Origin of the sequence: Pelagibaculum spongiae (assembly GCF_003097315.1) — a bacterium.
GTDB lineage: Bacteria > Pseudomonadota > Gammaproteobacteria > Enterobacterales > Pelagibaculaceae > Pelagibaculum > Pelagibaculum spongiae.
The window spans coordinates 228,895-246,633 of sequence record NZ_QDDL01000005.1; the positions used below are offsets into that span (position 1 = coordinate 228,895).

The following is a 17,739-nucleotide window of genomic DNA, read 5'->3' on the forward strand; positions in this document are numbered from 1 at the left end:
ACGGCACGGCAGTGCGTTAATGTCTAGAGTAATACTATGCATGTGCCCAGGCGGAACCCAGGCTCGGAATATATGACCAAAATAAACAAAAAAACAGGATTTGGATTTTCTCTGATACGACAGGCATTGCTTGTTGGATTGGCTGGTTTGCTATTGGCGCAACCCGCATCAGCAGAGAGAAAAAGGTTTTATCGTTATATTGACGAAGGTGGTCGTACGGTAATTAACTATACTATTCCGCCCAAGTATGCCGCCAAAGGTTATGAAATTATTAACGAAAATGGCATGGTGCTAAAAAAAATTGCAGCAGCACTGACTCGCCAAGAATACAAAGCTCAACAGGATGCCAAACGACAAGCTAAGTTGTTGCAGGCCAAGGCCACCAAAAAGAAAGCAGAGCAGAGCCGTCTTGATGCCATTCTGACTTCGACTTATACCAGCGTGCAGGACATCTTATATTCGATGTTGAAAAAGCTCGGCAATCTGGAAACTCAAATTAACGTTACCCAAGGCAATATAGGCCGGTTGAATGATCAGGCAACTGACTTTCTGACTAATGCTGCCAATCTAGAACGTGCCGGTAAAGCGATTCCCGCCAGCTTAACCAGAAATATTCACGATACCCGCCGTCAGATTGCTGAAAGCCAGTCGTTCATTGAAAAGAAAAAGGCTGAAAAATCACAGATTCGTTCACGTCACATGGAAGATATTGTTCGCTTTCAGCAGATTCGGGAACGAGAACCACACAGATTTATTCGTTATCCTTCGCAGCGAGTGAGCTGTTTCTCCCCGAACCAATGCCAGAAGTTGTGGCAGAAAGCGGTTCGCTTTGTTGAGCAAAAAGCCACAGAGCCATTGGAAGTGCAACAAGACGGTTTGCTGATTACTCGCCAGCCTAATCAGAGCGAAAGTGTTTCAATGATGCTGACCCAGGTTTCGCAAAAGCAAGAAACCTGGATCGTAATGGAAGCGCATTGTAAGGCCTCGATTGTTGGTGAGCGATTGTGTTCCAGTGATTCAGTAAAAATCTTACCGGCCATTTTCCAAGATCGATTAAGTGCTAACTAGTTTTACCGATTAACACTACGCCTGCCAAAACCACTTGCGGCTCTCTTTGAGGGCCGCAGTGCGTTCCAGACCAATATCTTTCAACAATTGATCGCTCAACTGAGCCAGTTGCCGCCGCTGTTGAGCGCGGGCAAACCAGAGCTTAATAGTATCAAATAACCCTTTGACCACCGGTTGATGGCTGCTTTCAATGGCGGGTTGTTTGAGTTCTGATGAATTAACAACGGCTGGTGAATGCATGCTGAATCTCCTGAGTTTGCTTATGGCTAGCTGGTAAATTCAGTCTGAGTGATTCACTATCACCATTACAGATTCAGAAAAATAGAATTTAAACCAATACAGACAGGTAACTTCCTATTCTGTATTGGATAAAAAAACATCAATCTGTACTGATTAATATTCAGCTGTTGCTGCACAGGAAAAGTCATGGCCAAGAAACGCTACCAGATTATCGCTGAAGAACTGTTGTTACAGATTGAGCAGGGGCGCTGGCATGCCGGGCAAAAGCTACCTTCATTGCGCAGTTTGGCCGATCAGAAGCAGGTCAGCATCTCAACGGTGCAGCAAGCCTATTGGTTGATGGAAAGACGAGGTTGGGTTGAGGCTAAAAACAAATCTGGTTTTTATGTCAGTAGCGATGCGGTACTAGAAACGCAATTGCCTCGTAAGCCGGGTTGTAAAATTATTCCTTGTGGTTTGTCACAATGGCGAATTTCACTTAATTCAACCAATCATGATCCAGATGAAATCCCTCATTTGTTTGGCAGAGCGACACCAGATTTAACCCTTTCTTCGCTTAATCCACTGAAAAAATCCTTATCGCGACTGGCGCGTTCAGCCAACCCAATTAGTTTGGGATATGGTGCGCTGCAGGGTGTCGATAGTTTGCGGCAACAAATTGCCCGGCGAATGATTGATGGTGGCTGTAAGGTATTGCCACAAGAATTAATTATTACTTCTGGTTGTCAGGAAGCAATTTGCTGTGCATTGCAAGCGGTGACCCAGCCGGGCGATATTGTCGCTTTTGATTCACCCACCTATTACGCAATTATTCAGATGATTGAAGCGATGGGACTGCAAGCGCTCGAAATTCCAGCCGACCCAACCACGGGTATTAGTATTGGTGCATTACAATTGGCGATGGAAAAATGGCCAATAAAAGTCTGTGTTTTAACGCCGAATTTTGGAAATCCGCTCGGTTATTTAATGCCAGATGAAGATAAGAAAAAAATTATCGATTTATTAAATCTGCATGATGTACCGCTGATTGAAGATGATATTTATTCAGATCTAGATTTTCGTCCCGGTAGGCCAAAAGCGATTAAAGCATTTGATACAGAAGACAGAGTGATTTTATGCTCTTCTTTTTCAAAGTCAGTTGTGCCGGGTGTTCGCGTGGGTTGGGTTATTCCAGGGCGATATTTTGAACAGGTTGAACAGCAGAAATATATTGTCAGTTTAAATAGTGCAACTCTGCCGCAGCTGGCGATGGCAGAGTTTTTAGAGGGTGGCCATTACGACCGGCATATTCGCCGGGTAAAACAGCTTTATGCCCACCGGCGAGATTTAGTAAAAGACCTTATTCGTAAATATTTTCCTAAAGGCACTCGAATCAGCTGCCCAAAAGGCGGGCTAATGCTGTGGGTTGAGCTGCCTCAATCTATCGATGCACTTAAGCTTTCGACTGCGGCCCTTAAACAAGGGATTAGTATTGCACCGGGACCGATGTTTAGCGTCAGCGATAAATACAGTCATTATTTTCGATTTTGCTATGGCAGCTTTGATGAAATTAAAGATATTGCAGCAGTTGAAAAGTTAGGTGAATTGGCTTATGGATTGTCGAAATTATAAGATCTTGATCATTCTAAAGGATCTTTCTGATGATTTGTTTGTCAAAAGGTTGAAATCCTCCTTTTCGGTATTTTTCTATGAGCCTCACGTATGTTTTAAATAACTGAAAGTGAATTGAAATGTTTAGTTTTTGATTGAAGTAGCAAGAAAGATTAGCTGTTAAGGCCAGAGATGTTTAATTACTCGAAAAGAGAAGGTTGATATGTAATCTGAGCAAAATCATTGCAAGGTTGGTAGAGTTTGAAGGTATTGTTGAAGTTTTTATCGATCAAATTAACAGCAATCAAGCAAACAAATAGAAAACCTCTAGAGATATTTTTTAATCGCACGATCTTTAAATAGATTTAATTATTAATAATTTTAACATATGGTAGACTGGTAGTCTGGTAGACTATAGATGTTATGATAATAATTAATGTAAGTTTTGCATTTAATAATAAAGAAGGATAAGTAAGAATGTATAAAAAATTATCAACTGTTATTGTTGTCACTGTTATAGCGATGGGACTGACTAGTTGTAAAAAAGAAAATACAACTGAAGAATCGTCAAATACAACAATCCTGTTATCATCTGGGCAGCAAGCATCAGCAGTAATTAGCCAATATACATTGCCAGATAATTTAGATTCAGATGTTTACGAACCTTATTTCCGTCCCTACAGTCACAACGGAATCGTTTATTTTCCAAATGACAATATCAATAGTTTGCTCGCTTTTAATGCTGTACCAGACTCAAACTTACCCGAACCAATTTTTATTGTCAGCCAAATTAATGATGTAAGAATCACGGGAAGTGTTGCAGCTAACAATAGCCAGTTTTTTGTAGAAAATGCAGGCATATCTGTTTTTAACAATCCGATTACTTCAGGTGGTCAACTCACATCAGCGTTTAAATTAGGTGGTGGTGACTTTAGTGAATGTTCAAATCAACTGAGATTTTCTGATGATATTTCAGTTAGTGAAAATCATTTAGTCGTTGCTAATACTAACCGTGTATTGATTTGGAATTTACCTATAATCGCTAATAATCAACCTGCTGACATAGTGCTAGGCCAAAATAGTTTCACCAGTTGTGTTGCCAATGATGATAACCAAGACGGTGTTGCAGATGCTAAGCCAACAGCTAGAACATTAGATAACACAGAAGCTGTCTGGACTGATGGCAAACGATTAATTATTCAAGATAATAATAACAACAGAGTTTTGATATGGAATAGTTTTCCTAATCAGAATTTTCAGCCTGCCGATGTTGTATTGGGACAAGCAAGTTTTACGACCAATACCGAAAATGATACTAATCAAGATGGCCAGCCGGACCAAAATATCGATAATAGAGTGCTGAGTTTTGGCTATTCTCAGTTTAATGCAAACAGTGAGCAAATCTGTGTACCTGATAACAATAATGATAGAGTTTTGATTTGGAATAATTTTCCAAAAAATAATTTTACGCCAGCAGACGTAGTGTTAGAAGCTAGCAACCCCTCGTCTTGTGCTTTTGTTGATGATAGTTTGATTGTTGGTGATTATGGAAATGAGCGTTTTCTTATTTTTAAAGATCAAAAATAACTTTATAAAAAGTCTCTCACTACTAAAATAGTGAGGGGCTTTTAAATACTGAATATTGACTAACTGCAGCCAGTGCTTGGTCAACATGCTCGATATCAATAGATAAACGAACCATATCGGAATTGATGGTGAGCAGTGATTGCGAAGTGACAAGCTAGTGATTTCGCATCACCAACATTGCTTGCTGAATTGGCGGTAGAATCATAAGATACGGCTTTGGTATTACGATGTTGACTATCGATATCTTGAGATGAAGTAAAGCGAACTTCGTGCTATTGCTATAAGTCGAGTTGTCTCAATCTATCAATGCACTTGAGTTTTCAACCGCCGTATTAAATATACTGAGGTCAATGTCTAGTGTCAGCGATAAATACAGTCATTATTTTCGATTTTGCTATGGCAGCTTTGATGAAATTAAAGATATTACAGCAGTTGAAAAGTTAGGCGAGTTGGCCAGTGAAATGTTAACTGTCAGTTAAACGTTGATAAAGAATCATTGGATTAATATTTAACTTAACAATAACTAAAATAATTAAAGCTCTATATGTATCATAATTCATTTGATACAAAAAATTAAGCCTTAAAAAAATAAAGCAATTATAAAAAATAATAGCCATCAGCCTGCTCCATGAAACTGCTTTAGGATGAATATAAGCTACTTCTTTTAAAGAACTCTTTAAATTAAGAGTGACTCCATATCCAGTTAAGTCAATTCCAGGTATTGTAGAGGAAATTATTGGAATGTCTTCATATAAAAGCGTAGGTTTTTTTGAGAAATGTTCACAGAGTTCTTTTGCTTGCTTAAATGAAGTGCAATAGCCTACTAATTTATCGCACGGTGTATGGTTTATGAAAGAAGAAAATCTTTTTTGAATTGAAAACTTGCAATGGAGGCTTTTATTTTCTGAACTGTTCATAAAAACAGATAGATGACATAAAACTTTGCTTATTTCTGTGCGTTTAAAATTTAAATAAACTCTATAAAGAGAATGAATCAATTTTGGTTCGTTAGATATAATATGAATAAATGGTTTGCTTTTCATTTCTTTATCGAATTCTGAATAAGGTCTTAAATTTACTAAGCCACGTGATTTATGTTTTATTTTAAGGCTATGTGATGTAAACATCCCTCTGAAAGATAAATAAAAATCCATTTCTATACTTTCATTTTCTGCAAAATAAGGAGTGGTATCTATACCAAGATTTGTAATGTTTCTATGGTATATATCATCGCAAAGATCTGTTTCACTATATTCTTCTAAATTTATTGTTGTCAACATTTCCCATGACTGCTTAGCTTTTCTTTCCAAGGTTTGTTCCATCGATTTTTTCTCAGAAAAGATTTGAGAATACATTAAGCTTAATTCCATTCGATCGTTTGATGCTGATACTAAAAAATTAGGGAACTTAACTTCATGTCTTTCAATTTTTTTTGTAGCATGTTCTTGATTGGTGATTGCTGCCGTTTGAACGGAAAATGTTGAAATAAGATTTGGATGGATCGGAAGGTAAGTATGAGGTTTAAGCTCTACTTGTTCTGGTTGTGAATCATCTTCTATTTCAGAGCTTTTGAAACAACCAAAGCAACAAAGTAATCTTCTTAGAGGCATACCTAACCCATAATCTTGATAATTATGAATGAAGATTGGCACAGATGACCGACTCTATCAAAGCAGCCAGCTTGATTAGGCTGGCTGCGAGGCATGCTTCACATATTAACTCGCTGCAGCTAGTGCTTGGTCAATATCAGCAATAATATCGTCAATATGTTCGATACCAATTGAAAGCCGAACCATGTCAGCACCCACGCCAGCAGCTTTCAATTCTTCTTCATTTAATTGGCGGTGAGTTGTGGTTGCTGGATGACATGCCAGTGATTTCGCATCACCAATATTGACCAGCCGAACCACCAGTTGCAGCGCATCAATAAATTTAGCACCGGCAGCTGCGCCGCCTTTAATACCAAAACTTAAAATGCCTGATGCGTGGCCGTTCATATATTTCTTGGCCAGCGGATAGAAATAATCGGTTTCCAGACCTGCATAATTCACCCATTCAACCGCAGGGTGTTTTTTCAAATGCTCGGCGACGGCTTTAGCATTTTGGCAATGGCGTTCCATTCTCAGGCTAAGTGTTTCAATGCCTTGCATAATCTGGAATGCGTTTAATGGTGAAATCGCAGCACCCATATTGCGCAGTGGCACCACACGACAGCGGCCAATATAAGCAGCAGGGCCGAATGCTTCGGTATAAACCACACCATGGTAAGAAGGGTCTGGCTGGTTAAACGCTGGAAAACGCTTGGCATTTTCTGCCCATGGGAAAGTACCTGAATCGACAACAATTCCACCAACGCTGGTGCCGTGGCCACCCATATATTTGGTCAGGGAATGCACCACAATATCTGCGCCATGTTCAATTGGTTTACACAATGCCGGTGTGGCAACCGTGTTATCCACAATCAATGGTACGCCTTTGCTGTGGGCTGCTTGTGCTAATGCACCTATGTCGACAATGTTGCCAGCAGGGTTGCCGATAGACTCACAAAATACCGCTTTGGTGTTGTCATCAATCAGTGCTGCCAGACCATCGACATCTTCAGGTGCAGCAAAACGAACTTCGAGCCCTTGCTGTGGAAAAGTGTGGGCGAATAGATTGTAAGTGCCGCCATATAATTTGCTGACAGAAACAATATTATCGCCAGCACGGGCCAGTGTTTGAATACTGGCAGTAATCGCCGCCATACCAGAAGCAAAAGCCAATGCAGCAACACCGCCTTCCATTGCAGCAACCCGCTGTTCCAATACATCTTGGGTCGGATTCATAATCCGGGTATAGATGTTACCGGGTACTTTAAGATCAAACAGATCTGCGCCATGTTGGGTGCTATCAAAGGCGAAAGAGGTGGTTTGATAAATAGGCGTTGCGACAGCTTTAGTGGTTGGATCTGGCTGAAATCCAGCGTGGATAGCCAAAGTCTCAAGTTTCATTGTTTTTTCTCCAGAACTTCTGATCTACTATGCGAAGGCATCTTACCCGATTTTCCAGTGACTTAGCTAAACTAGCTGAGAATTGTTTTATGCAACTGATGGAGAGATCTAATGAGAAGTTGGAAATGTATTATTTGTGGTTTTATCTACAGCGAAGCGACTGGTTGGCCTGAAGACGGCATTGCTCCGGGAACTGCTTGGGAAGATGTTCCTGAAGATTGGTGTTGCCCAGAATGTGGTGTAGGTAAAAGTGACTTTGAGATGGTTGAGGTGGGGTGACTCTTGACTTGGTTGTATTCTATTAATTCGTATGCGCTATAAGGATGGAAGCTAAGTTTTAATTTGATGCTATTAATCAAAAAGAATGCAACACCCTCGATTATTTTATAATACCTAAGTAATGGCAGCTTTTATTTTTAATAAGAGAATGAACCATTACCGCAAGACTATTTTTTTTAGCAAATATTTTAAAACATTCTGGAGTGCTTTCATCAATGGCCATAGAATGGCCTATGATCATGGTTTTTTTTAGATTTGGCTTCACTAGAGAAAAGGAAAAATTATCGCTATTTACAGAAGCTCCAAATCTAATAATTGATGATATTTTTTTTATAGATAATCCATGTTTAATAGATGCTGCCTGAAAGCAAGATAGAATAAATTGAGAACAAAAAACACCCTTGTAATTACTAAGAGGAAGCCTTGCTTCAGCTCTCCAATAAGCTTGGTAAGCTTTTAATATTGCTTTCTGTTGCCATAATTTTTCGTGTTCATTAAGATCGATAAGTGTGTCTAATGGGTTATATCCAAATGGTGTTTTGAGGGGAATCCCTTTCTCTGGATCAGATTGCTTAGCTACTTTATCTTCAATATAACGTTTGTTTTTTTTGTATGAAGTAAAACCCTCCCTGCTAGATATTGCCCATCTACAAGCATACTCGACAGCTATTTCAGCTATCTCATGGTTGTCAAAGCGATAAGCAACAGCTGGATAACCAACAAATACCCGTCGAGTGCTTTGTCGTAAATACCATTCCCAGGAAAACTGAAGGTGTGGTTTATTGAATGAACTACTGGACGTTCATCATCGAGTCCATTACTAACCCATAGCATGCAATGCCATGCATTTGGGGCATATTCAGATTGGGTTGCTGGGATTATTCCTTGGAACTGGATGACAATATCACCAGGTCTCAGCTGAGATTGATTGATTTCTTTTCGGCACTTTCAGCATCCTTTGCCACTGGACATTTAACCAATTAAACTTTCCAAACCTTCTTCTAGCGCTGGATCGAGCTAGGTGATAGAGCTTCCATCATCACATTCTATGATCACTTTGAAAGGGGTCGGCGACAAACTAGCGAGTAAGCTAGCAGAATCACTCGGTTTGCATAGTTTGCAAGACTTGTTGTTTCATTTGCCGCTCCGTTATGAGGATAGAACAAGAATCACACCGATAGCTGTGCTTCGGCCAATGGATCATGTGGTGGTACAAGGCGAAATCGTTTCATCTGAGATTCAGTTTGGTAAGCGGCGTACTTTGTTATGTCGGATTCGAAATGACTAATTTTTTAGTGGTCCAGCGCATTAAAATTTAATGAAGAGATCTAATGAGAAGTTGGAAATGTATTATTTGTGGTTTTATCTACAGCGAAGCCGCTGGTTGGCCTGAAGACGGCATTGCTCCGGGAACGGCTTGGGAAGATGTGCCTGAAAACTGGTACTGCCCAGATTGTGGTGTAGGTAAGGGTGACTTTGAGATAGATTAAGGCTCAACCCTTCCCATGAATACAAAATCACCGTTAGATAAAAAAAACCTTAATACTTTTTCTAAATCAGATTTTTTAGCATAAACATGTAAATAATCAGGGATGGCTTTTGATGATCTAGCTGTACTTTCATGTATTTTCATTATGAGTTCTGATTTTGATTTTTTATTTGATAAATGATGAGGGTCTCGCATTGCTTGAGTTTCAATTGCACTATTAATATTAAATTTTCTTTTAGAAATTGCTATTTTAATAGCAGCAGCTTGATAGCAGGTTAATATGAATTGCGAACAAAAAACACCTTTGTTTTTACTTAGAGGGACTTTTGATTCAGCTCGAATATAAGCTTGATAAGCTTTAAAGAAGGCAGGCGGAGACCATGATATATCAATATCTTGATCTGATAATACGGTAACTAATCGAGCATAACCAAAAGGCGTCTCTAGCGGTATTGCTTCTTTATGCTCTCTTCTTTGTTCTTGAATTTCAATAATCCTTTTTTTGTGTTTATCTTTATAATTTTCAAATTCAAAGCCACTTTTTATTGACCACCCAATCGCATATTTTGCGGCTTGTATAGCCAATGCTCGGTCTACGCATCGAATAACATACGCAGGTTGTTTATTTAAAATACTAGATGAGTGTTGAAATATGCCATCTAAAGCATAATTTGGTGATCCATCTGTAGCATGAACAATGTTTTTTTCATGATCAACCCACAGCATACAATGATTGACTTTATCGACTAGCTCAGTCTCATCTGCAATGTGATAATAACTCGTAAGTAATATATCACCGGGGCGTAGATCTGAAATTTTAATTGTTTCCATCAAGAGCCTTCCTTTGCTACTGGACATTTAACCAGTTAAACCTTCCAAACCTTCCAAACCTTCCAAACCTTCTTCTAGCGCTGGATTGAACCAGGTGACAGAGCTTCCATCATCACATTCTTTGACCGCTTTGACAGGGGTCGGCGACAAACTAGCGAGCAAGCTGGCGGAATCACTCGGCCTGCATAGCTTGCAAGATTTGTTGTTTCATCTACCGCCTCGTTATGAGGATAGAACAAGAATCACACCGATAGCTGCGCTTCGGCCGATGGAACATGTAGCAGTGCAAGGCGAAATCGCTTCATCTGAGATTCAGCTTGGTAAACGGCGCACTTTGTTATGTCGGATTTGAGATCAAATAAGCCAGCGCTCGGTTGAGTGTTATCAAAGAAGAAAGAAGTAGTTTGATCGATAGGAGTTGCAACAACCTTAGTCGTTAGGTCTGGCCGAAATCCGGTGTGAACGGATTGAGTCTTAAGTTTCATTGTTGTTCTCCAGAACTTCAGACCTGCTATGTGGTATTCGCAGAGGCATCTTCCTAGATTTTTTATGTGATTTTAATGCATTGAATTAAATAGATGCTTGAGCTGCTTTGATGTTTTCTGAATTTCTTATTGAATTGTTTATTGAGGAAAAGTCGTGAAAAGTTGGAAATGTCTGGTATGTAGTTTTATTTATTATGAAGAGAAAGGTTTACCTTAAGACGGCATTGCACCGGGAACTGCCTGGGAAGATGTTCCTGAAGCTTGGTGCTGCCCAGAATGTGGCGTGGGTAAGAGTGATTTTGAAATGGTGGAGGTCGGTGATTAAAGATTCAATGTCCCGACAACTGTAAATTCCTCGCTTTCAAGCAAGTAATCCAACATATATCCAATACTGGTTTTTTTTGCGTGAAAAAGAAGTGATTTTGGCATGGCGTCTCTAGCACTATCTGAATAATCCATAACTGATTTTGTTAATGCGCTTGGTGTTTTCTTTGTTGAAAGGTGAAAGGTATCTCTTTTGGATCGCATTTGAATAGCACTATCGATACGTATTTTTTATCTGAAAGCATAATTTTAATAGCAGCAGCCTGATAACAACAACTAACAAACTGAGAACAAAAAACGCCTTTGTTTACACTTATAGGAAGATTTAACTCAGCTCTAATGTAAGCTTGGTAGGCTTTAAACCATGCGGTGCCATTCCAAGCACGATCTTCTTCTTTGATTAAAGGTAATTTTGCGAAAGCATCAGTGCCAAAAGGAGTTTTTAATGGGGTGCTTTGTGTGTCATCTTTCCGCATCATTTTTTTTCTAAAATTTCTTGTTTGAATTGACTTTTATAAGAATCAAGGTGAGGATCACTCTTTACTGCCCAATTAATCGCATATGCTGCTACTTGTTGCCCTAAATTGGGAAGAAGGCTTCTAATAACTACTATTTTTTTATTATTAAGATATCTAGCATGTTGTTGAAGTATTCCATTACATGCATATGTTGGAGTCTCATCGACTGAATGAACTATTGGTCTGGGATCATCTACCCACAGAGCGCAGTGCTGTGAAAAGCCAGAAATCTGATCCTCAGAAGTTATTTCTATATGAGTCAGCACTAGAATATCACCAGCTTTCAAATCCTTAATCACTAGTTTTTTCAAAGATCGCATTCCTTTGCTACTGGACATTTAACCAGTTAAACTTTCCAAACCTTCTTCTAGCGCTGGATTGAACCAGGTGACAGAGCTTCCATCATCACATTCTTTGACCGCTTTGAAAGGGGTCGGCGACAAACTAGCGAGTAAGCTAGCAGAATCACTCGGTTTGCATAGTTTGCAAGACTTGTTGTTTCATTTGCCGCTCCGTTATGAGGATAGAACAAGAATCACACCGATAGCTGCGGTAAGGCCGATGGATCACGTGGTGGTGCAAGGCGAAATCGTTTCATCTGAGATTCAGTTTGGTAAGCGGCGTACTTTGTTGTGTCGGATTCGAGATCAAAACGGGCTTTTAACGCTGCGTTTTTTCCATTTTAATCCCAACCAGAAAAAATCAATGCAGCCGGGCAAGCAATTGCGGGCTTATGGTGAAGTGCGTCCCGGACCTTATTCATTAGAGTTGGTGCACCCGGAATATCGAGTATTAAAAGAAGATGAGAATCCTGCTTTAGAACAAAGCTTAACGCCGATTTATCCCACCACTGAAGGCATTAATCAAAACCGTTTACGCAGCATGATTGACCAAGCATTAGACCGATTGCAAAAAGGCCAATTACTAGAAGAATTATTGCCAGAAAATATTCGCCGCCAGTTCCACTTACCTGATTTACGCCAAGCAATATTAGCGGTTCATCGACCTTCGCCCGATATGCCTGTGATGGATTTACTTGCAGGTACTCACCCGGCACAACAGAGGCTGGCCTTTGAAGAGCTGATGGCACATAACCTCAGCTTGCTGCGCGTGCGCCAGTCGATTCAAATCCATCAAGCACCAGCCTTAGCTAGGGGTGGTAAAGCGGCGACTCAATTTCAACAAAACCTGCCCTTTCAACTCACCGGTGCCCAGCAGCGAGTGGCTAACGAAGCTGCAGCGGATTTAAGCCAGAGCCTGCCAATGCTTCGGTTGGTTCAGGGTGATGTCGGTTCAGGCAAAACGGTGGTTGCCGCATTAGCTGCCATGCAAGCAGTTGATAGTGGTTTTCAGGCAGCGGTAATGGCACCGACCGAAATTCTGGCTGAGCAGCATTATTTAAATTTCAAAAGCTGGTGTGAGCCGTTAGGTATCGAAGTGGGTTGGATTGCCGGTAAATTAAAAGGCAAAGCCCGTCAGCAGATGGAACAAAAAGTGGCCGATGGAACAGTAAGAATTATTGTTGGCACCCATGCGCTATTTCAGCAATCGGTTAATTTTGAATCCTTGGCTTTGGTAGTAATTGATGAGCAGCACCGGTTTGGCGTACATCAGCGATTGGCGCTTCGAGAAAAAGGGGTCGATGGCAAATTAGTACCGCACCAGCTGATTATGACGGCTACACCGATTCCAAGAACCTTAGCGATGACTGCATATGCTGATTTAGACACTTCAGTTATCGATGAATTGCCACCCGGTAGAACGCCAATTAATACTGTTGTTATGGCAGATACTCGACGCGCCCAGGTAATTGATCGAGTCTATACCGCCTGCATGCAAGGCAAGCAGGCTTATTGGGTGTGTACCTTAATTGACGAATCCGAAGTCTTGCAGTGTCAGGCGGCAGAAACCACCGCCGAGCAACTACGTTTAACCTTGCCTGACCTAAAAATTGGTTTAATTCATGGCCGAATGAAATCGGCTGAAAAAGCTGAAGTGATGGCACAATTTAAAGCCAATCAATTAAATTTATTAATTGCCACCACGGTGATTGAAGTCGGTGTTGATGTACCGAATTCGACGTTAATGGTGATTGAAAACCCGGAGCGGTTAGGTTTGGCGCAATTGCACCAGTTACGCGGCCGAGTAGGTCGTGGCAGCCAGCAAAGCCATTGTGTATTGATGTATTCCAACCCGCTATCACAGCAAAGCCGTGAACGATTAGCTGTGATGCGTGAATCTACCGATGGTTTTGTTATTGCCAAAAAAGATCTTGAATTACGCGGCCCGGGTGAAGTGCTTGGTACCCGACAAACTGGATTAGCTAGTTTAAAAATTGCTGATTTATTGCGAGATCAAGAATTATTACCGGCAGTAAAATCGGCTAGCGAACAATTTATGCAACAAACGCAGAGCCAGCCGCAAATGGTTGAAACGTTAATCCGACGTTGGTTGGGTCAGAAAGAGCAATATGGTGTGGTTTAAACTGTTGGTATTTTTTAGATTTAAATAGTTATAGCTGAGAATGATTTTAAGTTACTTAAAATAAGCAAGTAATCCGTTGAAACTTGGTCTTCATACCGATCATATAAATAATCAAAATCACCTGTGAGTTCTTCGAAAACATTAAATTGTTTGTGCCACTGGCTATTATTTTCTACAAAAAATATTTTGTTGGTAGTAGGAAATTGATTGGCCGTAATATCGATATCCATACCATCAATTTTTAGCCAAACGTGTCGCTGGGTAATTTCATGTGGGTTTTCACCTCGCACCATCATGACATTTTCCAAGCCGAGTTCTTCGGTTAAAAACTTTGCCAAAAGATAAGAAGCGATTTCGCAGCAATCTGCAGGAAAGCCTTTTAGAGGGGAGAACTGGAGTTCATAGACATTGATAGATGTCAGAGCTTTTCGAAACAGTTTCACTTGCTGAGCGATATCCATATCTTGATTACCAGCCGGGAAGTTCTGATCTTTTATAAACGTAAACCAGTTCTCAGTTTCGTCAATTGAAATTCTTTTCAAATGAATTGTTTTGACGCGCACTACAGCAAATTTGTGATGTCAGTTTACTCCTGAGCCAAGTCATGGTCAGACAAATCTATCGGCATACACTCATCCAGTGAATTTTATGTAGTGTTAACAGAGCCAAGGTAATTTTAGTGAACAACCATTTAAGTCAACCGTTAGCTAACCCAGCGCCTTTAGGGCTGATGGGTTTTGGCATGACGACTTTACTATTTAATATTTCTAATGCTGGATTTTTTCCGGTTAGCGCGATGCTAATGACCATGGGTATTTTTTATGGTGGCTTGGCACAGATCATTGCCGGTATGTTGGAGTTTCGTCGTGGCAATACTTTTGGCGTAATGGCATTTATCTCTTATGGCCTATTCTGGTGGACTTTAATCGGTTTAATGATGTTCCCGCGTTTAGGCTGGGCCGACCCAACACCTGATGGGTTCATGGGCTGTTATTCGGTTGCTTGGGGATTAATGAGTTTGGGATTTTTAATCTGCGCATTGAAAATGGATAAGCTAACCCGCTTTGTCTTCACCATGGTGGTGGTGCTTTATAGCTTATTGGCGCTACAGAGTTTCACTGGATCTGAACTAATTGGTCGACTGGCTGGCTGGGATGGCATTGTGGTCGGTTTGAGCGCGATGTATCAGGCGACTGCCTTGGTGGTGAATGAAGTATGGGGCCGAGAAGTGTTGCCGATGGGGAGCGCGCCTGCAGAAAATAAGATTGCCTTAAAAGCTGCGTAATTTACTGTTGTAGCTCTCTTTTGAATCGACCTCGAATCAAGGTCGGCTCAAAGGTGAGCTACAACGAAGAAAAATTATGATGCCATCGCCGCTAACGGCAAACCTCTGGCAATTGCTTCAAGGTGCATTTGGTTGGTGCCGCAACAACCACCGAGTGCCCTTAAACCAAAATCGCTATGCAATGCGAGCATTTCTCTGGCGAATTCTTCTGGTGAAACTTCATCCAATTCGATGTCGCTAGCGCTTTCCAGTGCAGGTGGCGTGAAGCTATTACCTTGAATGCCCCATAAACGATCTTGCAGCAGCGGAATATTTTCAGACATTGAAAATGCCAATCGTAATGCTTGCGGATGGGTGCAATTAACGAAATAGCATATTGGCGATTTAGCTGAATCGGCTTCGCATTCGGCAATTGCTTGCTCTAGGCTGTTGCCATCAAGTAAGCGGCCATCATTGCGCAATACAAAGCTGAGAATATAGTCTTTACCGGTAGCGGCCATTGCCCGGCCAAGGCCGATGGCTTCGCTAGTTGCAGGCAAGGTAACGCCATGCAGAAAATCAACATCAGTTTGAGCCAACATTTCTGCTTGCTCCCGGTGATAAAATTCAGCCTGATCTGCACTCAGTGCCTGCTCTGCAGAATAGGTATCGAAGCGACAACCCATAATGCCACCTAACCAAGCTTTTCCACCATAAGGTTTTGAAAGCTGGCGAATAAAATCGACATTGTCTTGATTCACCTGCGCCGGATCTTGACCACTTTCGGCTAACCGTTCTGAGGTGGCATGCCAAGTCGCACTACCGAGTAAAATCGGTAATTGATAATCTTGGGCGATATCTAAATATTGGCGGTAATAGTTAGTTAACCGGGTTTTGCCATTGCTGTCGTAGATGGCACAGGCATGAGCAAACTGGCTGGATAATTCAACGCCAGGTGCTTGCTGCAGTCTTTGCAGGATTGCGCCTTCGACGAGCAATTTATGTGAGTTTTCCAAAAAGGAAGAAAAACTGGTTTGAGGCATTATATTTATCGGTTAACAACGGAAGTGGAGTGTATCAGCCACTTTATTAATCAGCTAGCTGGTGCTATCACAAAAAAACCAATCAATTAGAAAGTTAATGATAATTCTAGAGATTATTGTTTTTTAGTTTGAATTAAGCTTCTGTGAATCGATAAAATAGCCATCGTTCACTTGGTATTTTGAGCGTTATTCCAAGTTAGGCCGGTAATAACAGTGGCACCAAAAAAGGTATAATTAGCGCGGTGAATAAACCGGTTAAGCCCAGCGCTAACCCTGCCCATGCGCCCGCTTTCTCGCTAATTTCAAAAGCGGTTGCGGTACCAAAGCCGTGGGCAGCAACGCCTAGAGCAAAGCCTTGCGCTCGCTGATCTCGGATTTTTAAACGGCGCAAAATTGGAATGCCCACCACCCCGCCAAATACACCGGTAAGTACGACAAAGCCGGCTGCGAGTGAAGGCAAGCCACCAATTTTTTCAGCAACACCCATCGCAATAGGCGTGGTGACTGACTTGGGTGCTAGTGACATCAGTGATGCGTGGTCTGCACCGAGGTAATAACCAATTGCAACGGCGCTAGCTGCTGCCGTTGCACCGCCAGCAAAACAAGCAATTAGAATCGGCATAAAATTTCGGCGAATTTCAGCGCGGAAGGTAAATAGCGGAACCGCCAAGGCAACGGTTGCAGGGCCTAAAAAGAAGTGAATCAGCTCGGTACTTTTAAAGTAATCTTGATAGTCAGTATCAAAAATAACCAAGGTTGGAATAATCACCAACATGGCAGTGATGACCGGGTGTGCCATGGGATGCCGGTTAGCTTTTTGATAGACCTGCTCACCGAGTAAATACGCCAGTAGCGTTAGCAATAAATAGAGCAATACATCTGCGCCGGGAAAGGTCCAAAAGTCAGTCATTATCGGCTCCGGCTGATTCAGATTTGATCAACTTACTTAACACCCAACCACTAACAATCAAGCCGAGCAATGTGCTGATAATCACTGCACTGATCAGAGCAAAACCTTGGGATTGTAAGCGCGACCAATGCACCATAATGCCGATGCCAGCAGGCAAAAATAGTAAGGTTAAATAACGAATCAGAGTACGCGCTGCTTGGTTAAGCGAATCATCCAACAGCGCAGGTTTTATCAGTAGCAGAGCAAACAATAATGTCATGCCCAATACTGGGCCAGGCAGCGGCAGGCCGACCCAATACACCAGCATTTCACCTAATAGTTGAAATACCAGTAATAGAGAGAAGCCTTTAAGCATAATTAGGTTCTACTGCAGATTAATAATGGGGAGGGATATTGCTGGCAGCATCAGAGTCTGCGCCAATCGAAGCCATCGCTTCGCTTTGCTCAGCAAACTGGGTGGTTAACCGCTGTATCCGCAGATCCATTGCTTCCAGCGTCTTATGTTGCAGATAGAGCTGATCGCTTAATTCTTGAATGGTGGCTTCCTGAAAAGCAATCCGGCACTCAAGATCTTCAATATTCTTTTCCATTGGAAAACTCACTAAAAAATCAGCCGCAGTGTAACGGAAATGACCAG

Annotated in this window: 22 protein-coding genes and 1 pseudogene; 10 read left to right on the forward strand and 13 right to left on the reverse strand. The window is 41.3% G+C overall.

All coding sequences use genetic code 11. The features are described from left to right. Positions 1-72 precede the first annotated feature (72 nt). A complete protein-coding gene (locus DC094_RS13545; protein ID WP_116687639.1) occupies positions 73-1,068 on the forward strand; it encodes a hypothetical protein in 996 nt (331 codons plus the stop codon). 15 nt (positions 1,069-1,083) lie between these two features. On the opposite strand, the gene DC094_RS13550 is transcribed toward DC094_RS13545, so the two are convergent. Then, entirely contained in the window at positions 1,084-1,308 is a 225-nt protein-coding gene (locus tag DC094_RS13550) for a DUF1127 domain-containing protein (RefSeq protein WP_116687640.1), read from the reverse strand. Between the two features lie 186 nt (positions 1,309-1,494). Between DC094_RS13550 and DC094_RS13555 the strand changes: the two genes are divergently transcribed. Continuing rightward, positions 1,495-2,919, forward strand: a complete 1,425-nt coding sequence (locus tag DC094_RS13555; protein ID WP_116687641.1) for an aminotransferase-like domain-containing protein — start codon at positions 1,495-1,497, stop codon at positions 2,917-2,919. A gap of 456 nt (positions 2,920-3,375) precedes the next feature. Next, positions 3,376-4,485 carry a hypothetical protein gene (locus DC094_RS13560; RefSeq protein ID WP_116687642.1) on the forward strand — a complete coding sequence of 370 codons (1,110 nt, stop codon included), beginning with the start codon at positions 3,376-3,378 and terminating at the stop codon, positions 4,483-4,485. Between the two features lie 464 nt (positions 4,486-4,949). Here the strand turns inward: DC094_RS13560 and DC094_RS13565 are convergent, their stop codons facing one another. Further along, complete coding sequence (locus DC094_RS13565) at positions 4,950-6,137, reverse strand: hypothetical protein (RefSeq protein WP_116687643.1); 1,188 nt, start codon at positions 6,135-6,137, stop codon at positions 4,950-4,952. A 63-nt stretch (positions 6,138-6,200) separates the two neighbouring features. Beyond that, positions 6,201-7,475, reverse strand: coding sequence for a bifunctional O-acetylhomoserine aminocarboxypropyltransferase/cysteine synthase (locus DC094_RS13570; protein WP_116687644.1), 1,275 nt, complete (start codon positions 7,473-7,475; stop codon positions 6,201-6,203). 111 nt (positions 7,476-7,586) lie between these two features. Here DC094_RS13570 and DC094_RS13575 point away from each other — a divergent pair, with 111 nt between their 5' ends. From DC094_RS13575 to DC094_RS13585, 3 genes are all read left to right on the forward strand, one after another. After that, complete coding sequence (locus DC094_RS13575) at positions 7,587-7,754, forward strand: rubredoxin (protein WP_116687645.1); 168 nt, start codon at positions 7,587-7,589, stop codon at positions 7,752-7,754. Between the two features lie 1,021 nt (positions 7,755-8,775). Continuing rightward, positions 8,776-9,042 carry a hypothetical protein gene (locus tag DC094_RS13580; protein ID WP_241504049.1) on the forward strand — a complete coding sequence of 89 codons (267 nt, stop codon included), beginning with the start codon at positions 8,776-8,778 and terminating at the stop codon, positions 9,040-9,042. Between the two features lie 43 nt (positions 9,043-9,085). After that, positions 9,086-9,244 carry a rubredoxin gene (locus tag DC094_RS13585; protein ID WP_116687647.1) on the forward strand — a complete coding sequence of 53 codons (159 nt, stop codon included), beginning with the start codon at positions 9,086-9,088 and terminating at the stop codon, positions 9,242-9,244. Here DC094_RS13585 and DC094_RS13590 read toward each other — a convergent pair. Further along, complete coding sequence (locus DC094_RS13590) at positions 9,241-10,074, reverse strand: hypothetical protein (protein ID WP_116687648.1); 834 nt, start codon at positions 10,072-10,074, stop codon at positions 9,241-9,243. The genes DC094_RS13585 and DC094_RS13590 overlap by 4 nt on opposite strands. Before the next feature lie 27 nt (positions 10,075-10,101). Continuing rightward, a complete protein-coding gene (locus tag DC094_RS22720) occupies positions 10,102-10,224 on the reverse strand; it encodes a hypothetical protein (RefSeq protein WP_255420909.1) in 123 nt (40 codons plus the stop codon). On the opposite strand from DC094_RS22720, the gene DC094_RS22880 reads away from it, so the two are divergent. Beyond that, positions 10,169-10,426 (forward strand): hypothetical protein, encoded by a 258-nt coding sequence (locus DC094_RS22880; protein WP_116687773.1) that lies wholly within the window; start codon positions 10,169-10,171, stop codon positions 10,424-10,426. The two genes, DC094_RS22720 and DC094_RS22880, sit on opposite strands and share 56 nt — an antisense overlap. Here the strand turns inward: DC094_RS22880 and DC094_RS22275 are convergent. Further along, a complete protein-coding gene (locus DC094_RS22275) occupies positions 10,317-10,559 on the reverse strand; it encodes a hypothetical protein (protein ID WP_170114598.1) in 243 nt (80 codons plus the stop codon). The genes DC094_RS22880 and DC094_RS22275 overlap by 110 nt on opposite strands. A 154-nt stretch (positions 10,560-10,713) precedes the next feature. Here DC094_RS22275 and DC094_RS13600 point away from each other — a divergent pair. Beyond that, a pseudogene (locus DC094_RS13600) lies at positions 10,714-10,884 on the forward strand (rubredoxin). A gap of 145 nt (positions 10,885-11,029) precedes the next feature. Here DC094_RS13600 and DC094_RS13605 read toward each other — a convergent pair. Then, positions 11,030-11,362, reverse strand: a complete 333-nt coding sequence (locus tag DC094_RS13605) for a hypothetical protein (protein WP_116687649.1) — start codon at positions 11,360-11,362, stop codon at positions 11,030-11,032. Next, a complete protein-coding gene (locus DC094_RS13610; RefSeq protein WP_133245554.1) occupies positions 11,359-11,712 on the reverse strand; it encodes a hypothetical protein in 354 nt (117 codons plus the stop codon). Before DC094_RS13610 ends, DC094_RS13605 begins: the two co-directional genes overlap by 4 nt. Before the next feature lie 76 nt (positions 11,713-11,788). Here DC094_RS13610 and recG point away from each other — a divergent pair, with 76 nt between their 5' ends. Next, positions 11,789-13,885, forward strand: coding sequence for an ATP-dependent DNA helicase RecG (gene recG / locus DC094_RS13615; RefSeq protein WP_116687774.1), 2,097 nt, complete (start codon positions 11,789-11,791; stop codon positions 13,883-13,885). A 20-nt stretch (positions 13,886-13,905) separates the two neighbouring features. On the opposite strand, the gene DC094_RS13620 is transcribed toward recG, so the two are convergent. Beyond that, positions 13,906-14,427 (reverse strand): hypothetical protein, encoded by a 522-nt coding sequence (locus tag DC094_RS13620; RefSeq protein ID WP_133245555.1) that lies wholly within the window; start codon positions 14,425-14,427, stop codon positions 13,906-13,908. 137 nt (positions 14,428-14,564) lie between these two features. Here DC094_RS13620 and DC094_RS13625 point away from each other — a divergent pair, with 137 nt between their 5' ends. Next, positions 14,565-15,170: an acetate uptake transporter gene (locus DC094_RS13625; protein ID WP_241504051.1), complete on the forward strand. Its 606-nt coding sequence runs from the start codon at positions 14,565-14,567 to the stop codon at positions 15,168-15,170. A 74-nt stretch (positions 15,171-15,244) separates the two neighbouring features. Here DC094_RS13625 and DC094_RS13630 read toward each other — a convergent pair whose 3' ends face one another. The 4 genes from DC094_RS13630 to DC094_RS13645 form a co-directional block, all read right to left on the reverse strand. Further along, positions 15,245-16,192, reverse strand: coding sequence for a homocysteine S-methyltransferase family protein (locus DC094_RS13630; protein WP_116687652.1), 948 nt, complete (start codon positions 16,190-16,192; stop codon positions 15,245-15,247). Between the two features lie 196 nt (positions 16,193-16,388). Next, positions 16,389-17,102, reverse strand: a complete 714-nt coding sequence (locus tag DC094_RS13635; protein WP_116687653.1) for an LrgB family protein — start codon at positions 17,100-17,102, stop codon at positions 16,389-16,391. After that, a complete protein-coding gene (locus tag DC094_RS13640; RefSeq protein WP_116687654.1) occupies positions 17,095-17,457 on the reverse strand; it encodes a CidA/LrgA family protein in 363 nt (120 codons plus the stop codon). Before DC094_RS13640 ends, DC094_RS13635 begins: the two co-directional genes overlap by 8 nt. 19 nt (positions 17,458-17,476) lie before the next feature. Beyond that, positions 17,477-17,692, reverse strand: coding sequence for a SlyX family protein (locus DC094_RS13645; protein WP_116687655.1), 216 nt, complete (start codon positions 17,690-17,692; stop codon positions 17,477-17,479). Positions 17,693-17,739: the final 47 nt, after the last annotated feature.